The 13,633-nt window shown below is 61.2% G+C and carries 12 protein-coding genes and 1 pseudogene; 7 read left to right on the top strand and 6 right to left on the bottom strand.

What is annotated here, in order from left to right:
- Nucleotide 1: 1 nt before the first annotated feature.
- Nucleotides 2-226 (bottom strand): DUF1127 domain-containing protein, encoded by a 225-nt coding sequence (locus tag AB4O08_RS13350; RefSeq protein ID WP_010207487.1) that lies wholly within the window; start codon nucleotides 224-226, stop codon nucleotides 2-4.
- Between the two features lie 167 nt (nucleotides 227-393).
- On the opposite strand from AB4O08_RS13350, the gene AB4O08_RS13345 reads away from it, so the two are divergent.
- Both AB4O08_RS13345 and AB4O08_RS13340 read left to right on the top strand, forming a co-directional pair.
- Nucleotides 394-1,818, top strand: a complete 1,425-nt coding sequence (locus tag AB4O08_RS13345) for an aminotransferase-like domain-containing protein (RefSeq protein ID WP_010207488.1) — start codon at nucleotides 394-396, stop codon at nucleotides 1,816-1,818.
- Nucleotides 1,819-1,880: 62 nt separating this feature from the next.
- Nucleotides 1,881-3,449: a phospholipase D family protein gene (locus tag AB4O08_RS13340; protein WP_031291069.1), complete on the top strand. Its 1,569-nt coding sequence runs from the start codon at nucleotides 1,881-1,883 to the stop codon at nucleotides 3,447-3,449.
- A gap of 90 nt (nucleotides 3,450-3,539) precedes the next feature.
- Here the strand turns inward: AB4O08_RS13340 and AB4O08_RS13335 are convergent, their stop codons facing one another.
- Nucleotides 3,540-4,682 (bottom strand): MFS transporter, encoded by a 1,143-nt coding sequence (locus AB4O08_RS13335; protein ID WP_460114176.1) that lies wholly within the window; start codon nucleotides 4,680-4,682, stop codon nucleotides 3,540-3,542.
- 150 nt (nucleotides 4,683-4,832) lie between these two features.
- Complete coding sequence (locus AB4O08_RS13330; RefSeq protein ID WP_021492598.1) at nucleotides 4,833-6,326, bottom strand: aldehyde dehydrogenase; 1,494 nt, start codon at nucleotides 6,324-6,326, stop codon at nucleotides 4,833-4,835.
- 230 nt (nucleotides 6,327-6,556) lie between these two features.
- Between AB4O08_RS13330 and AB4O08_RS13325 the strand changes: the two genes are divergently transcribed.
- Entirely contained in the window at nucleotides 6,557-6,919 is a 363-nt protein-coding gene (locus tag AB4O08_RS13325) for a cupin domain-containing protein (RefSeq protein WP_010207492.1), read from the top strand.
- Nucleotides 6,920-6,990: 71 nt separating this feature from the next.
- On the opposite strand, the gene rpmG is transcribed toward AB4O08_RS13325, so the two are convergent.
- A complete protein-coding gene (gene rpmG / locus AB4O08_RS13320; protein WP_003176906.1) occupies nucleotides 6,991-7,146 on the bottom strand; it encodes a 50S ribosomal protein L33 in 156 nt (51 codons plus the stop codon).
- A gap of 11 nt (nucleotides 7,147-7,157) precedes the next feature.
- Nucleotides 7,158-7,391, bottom strand: a complete 234-nt coding sequence (gene rpmB, locus AB4O08_RS13315) for a 50S ribosomal protein L28 (protein ID WP_010207494.1) — start codon at nucleotides 7,389-7,391, stop codon at nucleotides 7,158-7,160.
- A gap of 458 nt (nucleotides 7,392-7,849) precedes the next feature.
- On the opposite strand from rpmB, the gene AB4O08_RS13310 reads away from it, so the two are divergent.
- Entirely contained in the window at nucleotides 7,850-9,442 is a 1,593-nt protein-coding gene (locus AB4O08_RS13310) for an ABC transporter substrate-binding protein (protein WP_042570938.1), read from the top strand.
- Nucleotides 9,443-9,469: 27 nt separating this feature from the next.
- Here the strand turns inward: AB4O08_RS13310 and radC are convergent, their stop codons facing one another.
- On the bottom strand, nucleotides 9,470-10,144 hold the full coding sequence (gene radC, locus AB4O08_RS13305; protein ID WP_010207497.1) for a RadC family protein: 675 nt from the start codon (nucleotides 10,142-10,144) through the stop codon (nucleotides 9,470-9,472).
- Between the two features lie 141 nt (nucleotides 10,145-10,285).
- Between radC and coaBC the strand changes: the two genes are divergently transcribed.
- The 3 genes and pseudogenes from coaBC to AB4O08_RS13290 all read left to right on the top strand — a co-directional run.
- Nucleotides 10,286-11,494 (top strand): bifunctional phosphopantothenoylcysteine decarboxylase/phosphopantothenate--cysteine ligase CoaBC, encoded by a 1,209-nt coding sequence (coaBC, locus tag AB4O08_RS13300; protein ID WP_106119382.1) that lies wholly within the window; start codon nucleotides 10,286-10,288, stop codon nucleotides 11,492-11,494.
- A 5-nt stretch (nucleotides 11,495-11,499) separates the two neighbouring features.
- Nucleotides 11,500-11,955, top strand: a complete 456-nt coding sequence (dut, locus tag AB4O08_RS13295) for a dUTP diphosphatase (protein WP_010207501.1) — start codon at nucleotides 11,500-11,502, stop codon at nucleotides 11,953-11,955.
- A gap of 240 nt (nucleotides 11,956-12,195) precedes the next feature.
- Nucleotides 12,196-13,617, top strand: a pseudogene (locus AB4O08_RS13290) (phosphomannomutase/phosphoglucomutase); the annotation flags it as partial.
- Nucleotides 13,618-13,633 lie beyond the last annotated feature (16 nt).

Below are 13,633 nucleotides of genomic sequence, written 5' to 3'. Positions count from 1 at the left end.
TTCAATCGCGCCAGAAGGATTTCAGACCTTCCTGGCGCGCTTGTTCGGCGGTCAATCCGACATCGCGCAGCTGTTCGCTCGTCAGATGCAGCAGAGCCTTGCGCGTGTGACGACGGTGCCAGAACAGACTCCAGCGGCCGATGTCGCGCGGCGCCGTAGCCCGCTCCTGCTCTGCCTCCAGTTCCTGACTGTGTAACGCCAGCCGCACATCGCTCATGCCGTTCATTTTGCTGCCCCTCATTTGCATTGTTGCCTTGAGTGACAAGCATGGGCGTACGGCAGAAACCATTACAGATTCAACCCACCTTTATTAAATACATACAGATACTGCCTATGGTTGGCTGAATCCTGTATTTTCTGCCTATCTGTAATGGTTTATCGGGAGCAAACGCCATGACCCTGTACATGAACCTCGCCGAGTTGCTGGGCACCCGCATCGAACAGGGCTTCTATCGCCCTGGTGATCGTTTGCCTTCTGTACGGGCCTTGAGCGTGGAACATGGGGTCAGCCTGAGCACCGTGCAGCAGGCCTATCGATTGCTGGAAGACAACGGCCTGGCGATGCCCAAGCCAAAATCCGGCTATTTCGTGCCGGTCAGTCGCGAGCTGCCGGCCCTGCCCGAGGTTGGCCGTCCGGCACAGCGGCCCGTGGAAATCTCCCAGTGGGATCAGGTACTGGAGTTGATTCGCGCAGTTCCGCGCAAGGATGTCATACAGATGGGCCGAGGCATGCCGGATGTATTGTCGCCGACCATCAAGCCCCTGCTGCGCAGCCTGGCCCGCGTGAGTCGCCGCCAGGATCTACCGGGCCTGTATTACGACAACATCCTCGGCTGTGTGGAATTGCGCGAGCAAATCGCCCGTCTCTCCTTGGATTCCGGCTGCCAGCTGACGGCCGAGGACATCGTGATCACCACCGGTTGCCATGAGGCACTGTCCGCCAGCATCCATGCGATCTGCGAGCCAGGCGACATTGTCGCGGTGGATTCGCCGAGCTTTCACGGCGCCATGCAGACCCTCAAGGGCCTGGGCATGAAAGCCCTGGAAATCCCCACCGACCCGATCACCGGCATCAGCCTTGAAGCCCTGGAATTGGCGCTGGAACAGTGGCCGATCAAGGTCATCCAGCTGACCCCCAACTGCAACAACCCCTTGGGCTACATCATGCCCGAGGCGCGCAAAAAGGCGCTGCTGACCCTGGCGCAGCGCTTTGACGTGGCGATCATCGAAGACGATGTGTATGGCGAGCTGGCCTACAGCTACCCGCGTCCGCGCACCATCAAGTCCTTCGACGAAGACGGCCGTGTATTGCTGTGCAGTTCATTCTCGAAAACCCTGGCGCCGGGTTTGCGCATCGGTTGGGTCGCACCGGGCCGATACCTGGAACGGGTGCTGCACATGAAATACATCAGCACCGGCTGCACCGCAACGCAACCGCAGATCGCGATTGCCGAATTCCTGAAAGGTGGTCACTTCGAACCGCATTTGCGGCGGATGCGTACCCAATACCAGCGTAATCGTGACTTGATGATCGACTGGGTCAGCCGCTACTTCCCTACCGGCACCCGCGCCAGCAGGCCCCAGGGTAGTTTCATGCTCTGGATCGAGCTGCCGGAAGGCTTTGATACGCTCAAGCTCAACCGTGTGTTGGTAGAGCAAGGCGTGCAGGTGGCCGTCGGCAGCATCTTTTCGGCGTCGGGCAAATACCGGAACTGCCTGCGCATGAACTACGCTGCCAAGCCAACGCCGCAGATTGAAGAAGCCGTACGCAAGGTGGGTGCTGCCGCAATCAAGATGCTGGCCGAGGCGGCTGACTGACCTTTTGCAGGAATTTGCCGTCACATGCCGACAACCGCCCTGATCTGGAAGCAACTCCCTTGATGATTCAACGGCTATTACCGTTTTTCCTGCTGGGAGCCCTGGCCCTGGGCGGCTGCGCAACGGTGAGCACACCGCGCATCCCCAGCGACGCCCTGCCCGCCGCACAATCATCGTTCGGCCGCTCGATCCAAGCGCAGGCGGCGCCGTATCAAGGCCGCTCCGGCTTTCGCCTGCTGCCCAATAGCAGCGAGGCTTTCATGGCCCGCGCCGAACTGATCCGCAACGCCCAGATCAGCCTCGATCTGCAGTACTACATTGTGCATGACGGCATCAGTACGCGCATGTTGGTGGACGAACTGCTCAAGGCTGCTGACCGTGGCGTGCGCGTGCGCATCCTGCTGGACGACACCACCAGCGACGGCCTCGACCAGATCATCGCCACCCTCGCCGCCCATCCCAAGATCGAGATCCGCCTGTTCAACCCCTTGCACCTGGGCCGCAGCACGGGTGCCACACGGGCCATGGGACGGCTGTTCAACCTGTCGCTGCAGCATCGGCGCATGCACAACAAGCTGTGGCTGGCGGACAACAGCGTGGCGATCGTCGGCGGACGCAATCTGGGGGATGAGTATTTCGACGCTGAGCCCAACCTGAACTTCACCGATATCGACATGCTCAGCGTGGGGCCCGTCGCCGAGCAGCTTGGTCATAGTTTCGACCAATACTGGAACAGCGCCCTGAGCAAGCCGATCGATGACTTTGTCGCCAATATGCCCTCCAAAAGCGACCTGGCCGCCGCGCGTGTGCGCCTGGAAGCGTCCCTGGCCGAATCGCGCCAGCAGAACCACGCGTTGTACAACCGCTTGCGCACCTACCAGACCCAACCGCGCATGGACACCTGGCGCCGCGAGCTGATCTGGGCCTGGAACCAGGCATTGTGGGACGCGCCGAGCAAGGTGCTGGCCAAGGCCGACCCGGATCCTCGGTTGTTGCTCACCACCCAACTGGCACCGGAGCTGGAAGGGGTCAATCATGAGCTGATAATGATCTCGGCGTATTTCGTGCCAGGGCAACCCGGCCTGGTGTACCTGACCGGGCGCGCCGATGCCGGTGTGTCGGTGAGCCTGCTGACCAACTCCCTGGAAGCCACCGACGTGCCTGCCGTGCACGGCGGTTATGCGCCCTATCGCAAGGCGCTGCTGGAGCACGGCGTGAAACTCTACGAGCTGCGCCGCCAACCGGGCGACCCCAGTGGCGGCAGCGGCCCACACCTGTTTCGCCGAGGCACCTTCAGGGGCTCCGATTCGAGCCTGCACAGCAAGGCGATGATCTTTGATCGCGAGAAGTCGTTTATTGGTTCATTCAACTTCGACCCGCGCTCGGTGCTGTGGAATACCGAAGTGGGTGTGCTGGTCGACAGCCCTGAGCTGGCAGAACATGTGCGCAACCTGGCGCTGCAAGGCATGGCGCCGCCCTTGAGCTACGAGGCGAAGCTGCAGGACGGCCAAGTCGTGTGGGTGACCGAAGATAACGGCCAACTGCACACCTTGACCCGCGAGCCTGGCAGTTGGTGGCGACGGTTCAATGCCTGGTTTGCCACCTCAGTAGGCCTGGAACGCTTGCTGTAGGAGCGAGCTTGCTCGCGAAAAACGTTAACGATAACGCGTGCCGCCTGGTTTAACGCGGCGTCCTTGAGTTCTTCGCGAGCAAACTCGCTCCTACACCGGTTGTGCCGCTCCGAATGCGCCTTGGCGCAGCAACAACAGCACCAGGCCCAGCGCACCGGCCGCCATCAGCAACGGCAACGCATGCCCGCTGATCCACTGGCTGCCAGCGCCGGCCACCAGCGGACCGATCAGGCAACCGATCCCCCACAACTGCGCCACATGGGCATTGGCGCGTACCAGTGCATCGTCACGGTAGCGCTCGCCGATCAGGATCAACGACAGGGTGAACAACCCTCCGGCACTCGCGCCGAACACCACCCAGACCGGCCAGATCAGCGGCGTGTGCATCAGCAGTGGAATCGCCAGGCTCGACACCAGTAACAGCACCGCACAACTCAGGAACAGCGTACGTCGCGGCAGGTAGTCGGCCAATGCGCCAATAGGCAATTGCAGCAGCGCATCGCCGACCACTACGGTGCTGACCATGGCCAGGGCCATCTCGGCGGTGAAGCCCTGCTGCAGGCAATACACCGGCAACAGCGTCAGAATCATCGCCTCGAACGCGGCGAACAACGCCACCGCCCAGGCAATCGCGGGCAGGCTCAGGCAGAAGCGCCAGAGGTCGGCGAAGGTCACGCTGAAGGACTCGGCGGTGGGCGCGCCGGAGCGGCCCAGCAACAGGAATGGCGCCACTACCAACAAGCCCACGCCGACCCAGAAGCCGTAGTCATGGCCTGTGCCGATCAGGCCCAGCAGCAACGGACCCGACAGCTGGCTCAAGGCATAGCTGCAGCCATACAGCGCCACCAGCCGTCCGCGCCACTGCTCCACCACCAACTGGTTGATCCAGCTTTCGCCCAAGATGAATACGATGGTCAGGATCACGCCGATCATCAGGCGCAATACCAACCACACCGGGTAGCTGGGCAGGATCGCCAGCAAGCCGATGGACAGCGCGCCCGCCCACAGGCACAGGCGCATGAGGTTGGCGGTGCCGAACCATGAGGCCATGCGACTGGAGACCTTCGCGCCCAGCAGTACGCCAAAGGCCGGCATCGCTGCCATCACGCCGATTGCGAAACTGCCGTAGCCCCAGCTTTCGAGGCGCAGGGACACCAGCGGCATGCTGACGCCCAGGGCCAGGCCGACACTGAGCACCGAAGCCAGGACTGCGAAATAAGTCGCCCAACGCATTTCCACGCTCCTGTGGATAATTCTTGAGGTCATGCAAAACAGTGTGGGAGCGGGCTTGCTCGCGAAAACGGTTGCACATTCAACATTGATGTCGACTGTCATACCGCTTTCGCGAGCAAGCCCGCTCCCACATTTGGACTGCGGTGTTGCTTAGAGCTTGATCCAGGTCGCCTTCAGCTCGGTGTACTTGTCGAACGCATGCAACGACTTGTCGCGACCGTTGCCCGATTGCTTGAAGCCACCGAACGGCGCGGTCATGTCGCCGCCGTCATACTGGTTGACCCACACACTACCGGCGCGCAGGGCCTTGGCGGTGAGGTGCGCCTTGGAGATATCGGCTGTCCACACGGCTGCGGCCAGGCCGTAGATGGTGTCGTTGGCGATGGCGACAGCTTCTTCGGCGCTGTCGAAGGTGATCACCGACAGGACGGGGCCAAAAATCTCTTCCTTGGCAATCTTCATGGCGTTGGTCACACCATCGAAAATCGTCGGTTCGACATAAGTGCCACCGGTTTCTTCCAGGGTGCGCTTGCCACCGGCGACCAACTTGGCGCCATCGGCATGGCCGGCTTCGATGTACGAGAGCACGGTGTTCATTTGCTGGGTGTCCACCAGCGCGCCCACATTGGTTGCCGGGTCCAGTGGGTTGCCGGGCTTCCAGCCCTTGAGGGCCTCGATCACCAATGGCAGGAATTTATCCTTGATGGAGCGTTCCACCAGCAGGCGGGAACCTGCGGTGCAGACCTCGCCCTGGTTGAAGGCAATGGCACCGGCGGCGGATTCGGCGGCGGCTTGCAGGTCAGGCGCGTCGGCAAACACGATGTTCGGGCTCTTGCCGCCAGCTTCCAGCCACACACGCTTCATGTTCGATTCACCGGAGCGGATCAACAGTTGCTTGGCGATCTTGGTGGAACCGGTGAACACCAGGGTGTCGACGTCCATGTGCAGCGCCAGCGCGTTGCCGACGGTGTGACCGTAGCCCGGCAGCACGTTGAACACGCCTTTTGGAATACCGGCTTCAACGGCCAGGGCCGCGATACGGATGGCCGTCAGCGGGGATTTTTCGGACGGCTTGAGGATCACCGAGTTACCAGTGGACAGCGACGGGCCGAGTTTCCAGCAGGCCATCATCAACGGGAAGTTCCACGGCACGATGGCGCCAACCACGCCAACGGGTTCGCGGGTCACGAGGCCCAATTGGTCGTGTGGGGTCGCGGCGACTTCGTCGTAGATCTTGTCGATGGCCTCTCCGCTCCAGCTCAGGGCATTGGCCGCTCCGGGTACGTCGATGTTCAGGGAGTCGCTGATCGGCTTGCCCATGTCCAGGGTTTCGAGCAGCGCCAGCTCTTCGGCATTGGCCTTGAGCAACGCGGCGAAACGGAGCATGGCGGACTTGCGTTTGGCCGGCGCCAGGCGCGACCACACACCGGAATTGAAAGTGGCGCGGGCGTTTTCCACGGCGCGCTGGGCGTCGGCCGCGTCACAGCTGGCAACAGTGGCCAGCAGGCGGCCATCGACCGGGCTGATACATTCGAAGGTGTCACCGGATACGGCGGCGGTGTACTCGCCATTGATATAGGCACGGCCCTCGATCTTCAGATCCTTGGCGCGTTGTTCCCAGTCGGCACGGGTCAGGGTGGTCATGCGAGTGTCCTCCTCTTATTGAATACAAGGGCCGGGCGGTGTCCCCCGGCAGCCTCAAAGAATTCTTGCCCGGCCAGCCTGCTGTTCGGCTCAAGGCAGCTGCCACCCTAAACCAGCGGCTGGGGATGTTTCAATATATTTGACATAACCCCGGCAAACGCCCTTGCGATGTTCATTTTAATAAACATAGACTTTGGGTTCTCCAACCGCAGGCCAGACGGGACACGCACATGAGCATCCAGGACATCGTCGACTTCAGCCAAGCCAGCACCGCCCCAGAACGCTACCGCCCCGCTGCCGAAAAAATCCTCAAGGGCGATCCCGAGCAAACGATCTATAACCACTACAACAGCCCGTGCGGACAGATGAGTGCCGGCGTGTGGGAAGGTGAAGTCGGGCAGTGGAAGGTCAACTACACCGAACACGAATACTGCGAGATTGTGCAGGGCGTGTCCGTGCTACGTGATGCCGACGGCAATGCCAAGACCTTGCGCGCCGGCGACCGTTTCGTGATCCCCGCCGGCTTCAGCGGTACCTGGGAAGTGCTGGAGCCTTGCCGCAAGATCTACGTGGTGTTCGAACAGAAAGCCTGACCGGCAAATCGCAGGCAAAAAAAAGCCCGAATCGTGAGATACGGGCTTTTTTTCACAAGGAGGAAAATCAATTACTTGATTTTGCCTTCTTTGTAGATCACGTGCTTGCGAACGCGCGGGTCGAACATTTTCTTTTCGAGCTTGTCCGGGGTAGTACGCTTGTTCTTGTCGGTAGTGTAGAAGTGACCAGTACCGGCGCTAGAGATCATTCGAATCAATTCACGCATGATATAGCTCCTTAGATTGTGCCAGCGCGGCGCAATTCAGCCAGCACGACAGTGATGCCACGCTTGTCGATGATGCGCATGCCTTTAGCAGATACGCGCAGACGGACGAAACGTTTCTCTTCTTCAACCCAGAAGCGGTGATGCTGCAGGTTCGGCAGGAAACGACGACGGGTTTTGTTATTTGCGTGGGAAATGTTATTCCCAGTCACCGGACCCTTACCGGTAACTTGACAGACTCTCGACATGCCTCAGCCCTCTAAAACCACATGCCCAACCCGGCATGGGTTGGCCGCTTAATCTCTCAGTCATTTGGCGCCAGGCGCCGCGTTTCTTTAGGGTCTTACCGGCTACACCTACAAGCGAAGGAACCGGGCCCCTAGAAAAGAGCGCTGCTTTATACCAGAAAGACCCCAGTGCAACAACAGCCCGAGTGTTTTTACTGGCGTAAATCTTGGCGGCAGACGCCTGAACCGTTGCCAGGAGGGGCCGCTGTCACAGCCGACCGCTCGTCGCACAGAATGATTTACAGCGCTCGCGGGCACGGTGAAGTGCACGACAAAACGCGCTGAGGTGCCATCAAAACAGTATTTGGGGCAAAAGCACAGGCAAAAATGGGCTAGTCATTTACCAATCAGACCACTACGGTAGGACTTTTCCAGACTGCACTCGCAGATGGGCCTTCGATCTGCAAAGGAAACCGAACATGCGCCTCGCTGCCCTACCGCTATTGCTCGCCCCTCTCTTTATCGCGCCGCTGGCCTCTGCCGCCAGCAACTTGAGCGTCTGCACCGAGGCCAGCCCCGAAGGGTTCGATGTGGTGCAATACAACTCGCTGACCACCACCAACGCCTCGGCCGACGTGCTGATGAACCGCCTGGTGGACTACGATGCGGCGAGCGGCAAACTGGTGCCCAGCCTGGCGGACAGCTGGGAAGTTTCGCCGGATGGCCTGACCTATACCTTCAAGCTGCACCCGGATGTGAAATTCCATCGCACCGAGTACTTCACACCAAGCCGCACCCTGACCGCCGAAGATGTGCGCTTCAGCTTCGAGCGCATGCTCGACCCCGCGAACCCATGGCACAAGATCGCCCAGAGCGGCTTCCCCCACGCGCAGTCGCTGCAACTGCCGACGCTGGTCAAGAAAATCGACGCCCTCGACCCGCTGACCGTGCGCTTCACTTTGGATCACGCCGACTCCACCTTCCTCGCCGCCCTGAGCATGGGCTTTGCCTCGATCTACCCGGCGGAATACGCCGACAAACTGCTCAAGGCCGGCACGCCGGAGAAGCTCAACAGCCAGCCGATCGGCACCGGGCCGTTCATCTTCAGCCGCTTCCAGAAAGATGCCGTGGTGCGCTACAAGGCCAACCCGAACTACTTCGCCGGCAAACCGCCTGTGGATAACTTGATCTTCGCCATCACCCCGGACGCCAATGTGCGCCTGCAGAAACTGCATCGCGACGAATGCCAGATCGCCCTGTCACCCAAGCCGCTGGATGTGGGCGAAGCCGAAAAAGACCCGGCGCTCAAGGTGGAGAAAACGGCGGCCTTCATGACCGCCTTCTTGGCCATCAACAGCCAGCACCCGCCTCTCGACAAGCCAGAAGTGCGCCAGGCGATCAACCTGGCGTTCGACAAGGGCAGCTACCTCAAGGCCGTATTTGAAGGCACCGCCGAAGCCGCCAACGGCCCCTACCCGCCCAACACCTGGAGCTACGCCAAGGATCTGCCCGGTTATCCACAGGACCTCGCCAAAGCCAAGGCACTGCTGGACCGCGCCGGGCTCAAGGACGGTTTCAAGACCACCATCTGGACCCGCCCTACCGGTAGCCTGCTGAACCCCAACCCAAACCTTGGCGCACAGCTGCTGCAGGCTGACCTGGCCAAGGTCGGCATCCAGGCCGAGATCCGCGTGATCGAATGGGGCGAGCTGATTCGTCGCGCCAAGGCCGGCGAACACGACCTGCTGTTCATGGGCTGGGCCGGCGACAACGGCGACCCGGATAACTTCCTGACCCCGCAGTTTTCCTGCGCAGCGGTAAAATCCGGCACTAACTTCGCGCGCTACTGCGACCCTGCGCTGGACAAACTGATCAGCGCCGGCAAGACCACCAGCGAGCAAGGCGTACGCAGTAAGCTGTACCAGCAGGCCCAGGCGCAGATCCAGCAACAGGCGCTGTGGTTGCCGCTCGCGCACCCGACGGCGTTTGCCCTGGCTCGCAAGAATGTTGAGGGCTACCAGGTGAGTCCGTTCGGTCGCCAGGATTTCTCGAACGTCAGCGTCAAGCCCTGAGCACCAGGCCCGTCCCGATGGGGCGGGCTAAATCCACCCATATTCCGCCATCGACAACGGATCGCCATCCCCCACGATGATGTGATCCAGCACCCGCACATCCACCACTTCCAGGGCTTTCTGCAGCAACCTGGTCAATTTTCGATCAGCTGCGCTCGGCTCAAGGCTGCCGGAAGGATGGTTATGGCACAGGATCAACGCCGCCGCGTTGTAGGCCAAAGCGCGCTTGACCACCTGCCGGGGATACACCATCGCCGCGTCGATGGTGCCTTGGGACAACGCCTCGAAGCCCAGCACCCTGTGCCTTGAATCAAGGAACAGGCAGCCGAAGATCTCATGAGGCTCATGGCGCAGCATGGCCTTCAGGTAGTCCCGCACGGCCACGGGGCTTTCCAGCACCGATTCGCTTCGCAGGCGCTCGGCCATGTGCCGCTTGGCCATTTCAAGCACCGCCTGCAACTGGGCAAACTTCGCCGGCCCCAGGCCCAGTTGCTGGTTGAACAACGTCTGGCTGGCCTCCAGCAGTGGGCGCAAGCCACCGAATTGCGCCAACAGATGGCGCGCCAGATCCACCGCGCTCCTGCCGGAAACCCCGGTACGCAGGAAGATCGCCAACAGTTCGGCATCCGACAGACTCGCCGCGCCCCACTCCAAAAGCTTTTCCCGGGGCCGTTCTGCCACCGGCCAATCACGAATACTCATCCCACCTCCCTGCGCGTACGCCGCTGTTGCCTCGCGGACGCTGTGTTATCGTAGGCCCTCTTTTTTGCATGTGATTTCCCCTGGGGAGGGGGCATCGCAGGCGTCACTGAACTGGCATCACTGAACTGGAAAGGCAAACCAATGCAGCGTCTGTATCGGAAACGCATCGTTCTCGGCGTTGGCGGCGGCATTGCCGCCTACAAGAGCGCAGAACTGGTTCGCAGGCTCCTGGACCAAGGCGCCGAAGTGCGCGTGGTCATGACCCGCGGTGGCAGTGAGTTCATTACCCCACTGACCATGCAAGCGCTGTCCGGCCACCCGGTTCACCTGGACCTGCTCGACCCGGCAGCTGAAGCCGCCATGGGCCATATCGAGCTGGCCAAATGGGCCGACCTAGTGCTGATCGCGCCGGCCACCGCCGACCTGATCGCACGCCTGGCCCAGGGCATCGCCGATGACCTGCTGACCACCCTGGTACTGGCCACCGACGCCACCGTCGCCATCGCCCCGGCCATGAACCAGGCCATGTGGCGCGACCCGGCCACCCTGGCCAACACTCAACTCCTGCAAAGCCGTGGCCTCAAAGTGTTCGGCCCGGCCTCCGGCAGCCAGGCCTGTGGCGACGTCGGCATGGGCCGCATGCTTGAAGCAACCGACCTGGCGCTGTGCGCCGCCGAGTGTTTCCAGCACCTGGCCCTGACCGGCAAGCACGTACTGATCACGGCAGGGCCGACCCAGGAAAACATCGACCCGGTGCGCTACATCACCAACCATAGCTCAGGAAAAATGGGCTTTGCCTTGGCTGAAGCGGCGGTCGAGGCAGGCGCACGCGTCACTTTGATCACCGGCCCGGTGCATTTGCCAACCCCTGACCGGGTCACGCGAATCGACGTAGTCAGCGCCCGCGACATGCTGGCGGCCTGTGAGGCAGCCATTCCGTGCGACCTGTTCATCGCCTCGGCGGCGGTGGCGGACTACCGCCCGGAAGTCGTCGCCCCGCAAAAACTGAAGAAAGACCCTACAAGCGGTGACGGCCTGCTCCTGCAAATGGTGCGCAACCCGGACATCCTGGCGACCATCGCCACCCGTGCGGACCGTCCGTTCAGTGTCGGCTTTGCCGCCGAGACCGAACACCTGCTGGACTACGCAGCACGCAAATTGAAAGACAAAAACCTCGATCTGATCGTTGCCAACGATGTCGCCAACCCGAGCATCGGCTTCAACAGCGAGGAAAATGCCATCAGCGTGATCGACCGCGAGTTGCACGCCACCGTTTTCGCCCAGACCAGCAAGGGCAAGATTGCCCGCCAACTGATCTCTTTTATCGCCCAACGGCTGAACCAGGTTTAATGTCCATGCACGCTTTGCAAGCCAAGATCCTCGACCCACGCATCGGTAACGAATTCCCACTGCCGGCCTACGCCACTCCAGGCTCCGCCGGCCTCGACCTGCGCGCCATGCTCAAGGAGGACACCGTCCTTGAGCCGGGCCAGACCCTCCTGATTCCCACCGGCCTGTCGATCTACGTCGGCGACCCTGGCCTGGCGGCGCTGATCCTGCCCCGCTCCGGCCTGGGCCACAAACACGGCATCGTACTGGGCAACCTGGTGGGCCTGATCGACTCGGACTACCAGGGCGAGCTGATGGTGTCGTGCTGGAACCGTGGCCAGACCGCGTTCAACATCGCCGTCGGCGAGCGCATTGCCCAGTTGGTACTGGTGCCGGTGGTGCAGGCGCACTTCGAGCTGGTCGAGGAGTTCGATGAAACCCAACGCGGCGCAGGCGGTTTTGGGCATTCCGGAAGTCACTGACTAAGCTGAATCTGGCCGGGCGCCATTGCCCGGCCAGACGCCACCGCAAGGCTTTTCAGGACGAAGAATGCGCGGACCTTATCAGCGAGATTTCTCCATAGAAATCAACGAATTACGCGACAATCCAGACGAAACCAGCGCTCCGATGGCATTTTTGCACCACGAACTCTCTGCCGAAAACACCGTCATACCCTTCAGTTTGAGCCTGCCGGTCAGCCACATTAAGGCCAGCCTTGCCCCCTTCAGATGGAGTTCCCCCCCGCGATGAGTACCGCAGCCCGAGTAGTCCCGACATTCCCCGACAGCATCTTTCGCGCCTATGACATTCGTGGCGTGGTGCCCAAGACCCTGACAGCCGAAACCGCCTACTGGATTGGCCGCGCCATCGGCTCCCAGAGCCTGGCCCAGGATGAGCCTAATGTTTCGGTCGGCCGTGACGGTCGCCTGTCCGGCCCGGAACTGGTGGAGCAACTGATCCAGGGCCTGGCCGACAGCGGTTGCCATGTGAGTGACGTTGGCCTGGTGCCAACACCTGCGCTGTACTACGCAGCCAACGTACTGGCCGGCAAATCCGGAGTGATGCTCACCGGCAGCCATAACCCGTCGGACTACAACGGCTTCAAGATCGTCATCGCTGGCGACACCCTGGCCAACGAACAGATCCAGGCGCTGCACGACCGCCTGAAAAACAACGACCTGACCAGCGGCAGGGGCACCGTCACCAAAGTTGACATCCTGCAACGCTACTCTGATGAAATCACCCGTGACGTCAAACTCGCGCGCCGCCTCAAAGTGGTGGTGGATTGCGGTAATGGCGCGGCCGGCGTGATCGCCCCGCAGCTGCTCGAAGCGCTGAACTGCGAAGTGATCCCGTTGTTCTGCGAGGTCGACGGCAACTTCCCCAACCACCACCCGGACCCAGGCAAGCCTGAAAACCTGGTGGACCTGATCGCCAAGGTCAAGGAAACCGGGGCTGACGTCGGCCTGGCCTTTGACGGTGACGGCGACCGTGTGGGCGTGGTGACTGAAACCGGCGAAATCGTATTCCCGGATCGCCTGCTGATGCTGTTTGCCCGCGATGTGGTAGCGCGCAACGCCAACGCCGAGATCATCTTTGACGTGAAGTGCACCCGCCGCCTCACTCCGCTGATCAAGGAATATGGCGGCCGCCCGCTAATGTGGAAGACCGGTCACTCGTTGATCAAAAAGAAAATGAAGGAAACCGGCGCGCTGTTGGCCGGCGAAATGAGCGGCCACGTGTTCTTCAAGGAGCGCTGGTTCGGCTTTGATGACGGTATTTACAGCGCCGCACGCCTGCTGGAGATCCTCAGCAAGGAAAAATCCACCGCCGAAGAGCTGTTCCAGACCTTCCCGAACGATATTTCTACGCCAGAGATCAATATCCATGTGACCGAGGAGAGCAAATTCAGCATCATTGACGCACTGCACGATGCGCAATGGGGCGAAGGCGCCAACCTGACCACCATTGATGGTGTGCGAGTCGATTACGCCAAAGGCTGGGGCCTGGTTCGCGCGTCCAACACCACACCGGTGCTGGTCCTGCGTTTCGAGGCGGATACCGAGGCTGAGTTGCAGCGCATCAAGGACGTGTTCCACGCCCAGTTGAAACGTGTTGCCCCTGATCTCCAATTACCGTTCTGATTTTTTACCGGAGCCC

Source organism: Pseudomonas sp. H3_E07, from assembly GCF_054668895.1.
Note: the sequence above shows the minus strand (reverse complement) of the source record. Positions and strands in the feature narration are given on the sequence as shown.

Excerpts from the sequence above, each read along its gene's own strand:
- AB4O08_RS13325 (WP_010207492.1), top strand. The coding sequence starts at position 6,557 with ATGAGCATCCAGGACATCGTCGACTTCAGCCAAGCCAGCACCGCCCCA.
- radC (WP_010207497.1), bottom strand. The coding sequence starts at position 10,144 with ATGAGTATTCGTGATTGGCCGGTGGCAGAACGGCCCCGGGAAAAGCTT.
- rpmB (WP_010207494.1), bottom strand. The coding sequence starts at position 7,391 with ATGTCGAGAGTCTGTCAAGTTACCGGTAAGGGTCCGGTGACTGGGAAT.
- rpmG (WP_003176906.1), bottom strand. The coding sequence starts at position 7,146 with ATGCGTGAATTGATTCGAATGATCTCTAGCGCCGGTACTGGTCACTTC.
- AB4O08_RS13340 (WP_031291069.1), top strand. The coding sequence starts at position 1,881 with ATGATTCAACGGCTATTACCGTTTTTCCTGCTGGGAGCCCTGGCCCTG.
- dut (WP_010207501.1), top strand. The coding sequence starts at position 11,500 with ATGCACGCTTTGCAAGCCAAGATCCTCGACCCACGCATCGGTAACGAA.
- AB4O08_RS13335 (WP_460114176.1), bottom strand. The coding sequence starts at position 4,682 with ATGCGTTGGGCGACTTATTTCGCAGTCCTGGCTTCGGTGCTCAGTGTC.
- AB4O08_RS13310 (WP_042570938.1), top strand. The coding sequence starts at position 7,850 with ATGCGCCTCGCTGCCCTACCGCTATTGCTCGCCCCTCTCTTTATCGCG.
- AB4O08_RS13345 (WP_010207488.1), top strand. The coding sequence starts at position 394 with ATGACCCTGTACATGAACCTCGCCGAGTTGCTGGGCACCCGCATCGAA.
- coaBC (WP_106119382.1), top strand. The coding sequence starts at position 10,286 with ATGCAGCGTCTGTATCGGAAACGCATCGTTCTCGGCGTTGGCGGCGGC.
- AB4O08_RS13330 (WP_021492598.1), bottom strand. The coding sequence starts at position 6,326 with ATGACCACCCTGACCCGTGCCGACTGGGAACAACGCGCCAAGGATCTG.
- AB4O08_RS13350 (WP_010207487.1), bottom strand. The coding sequence starts at position 226 with ATGAACGGCATGAGCGATGTGCGGCTGGCGTTACACAGTCAGGAACTG.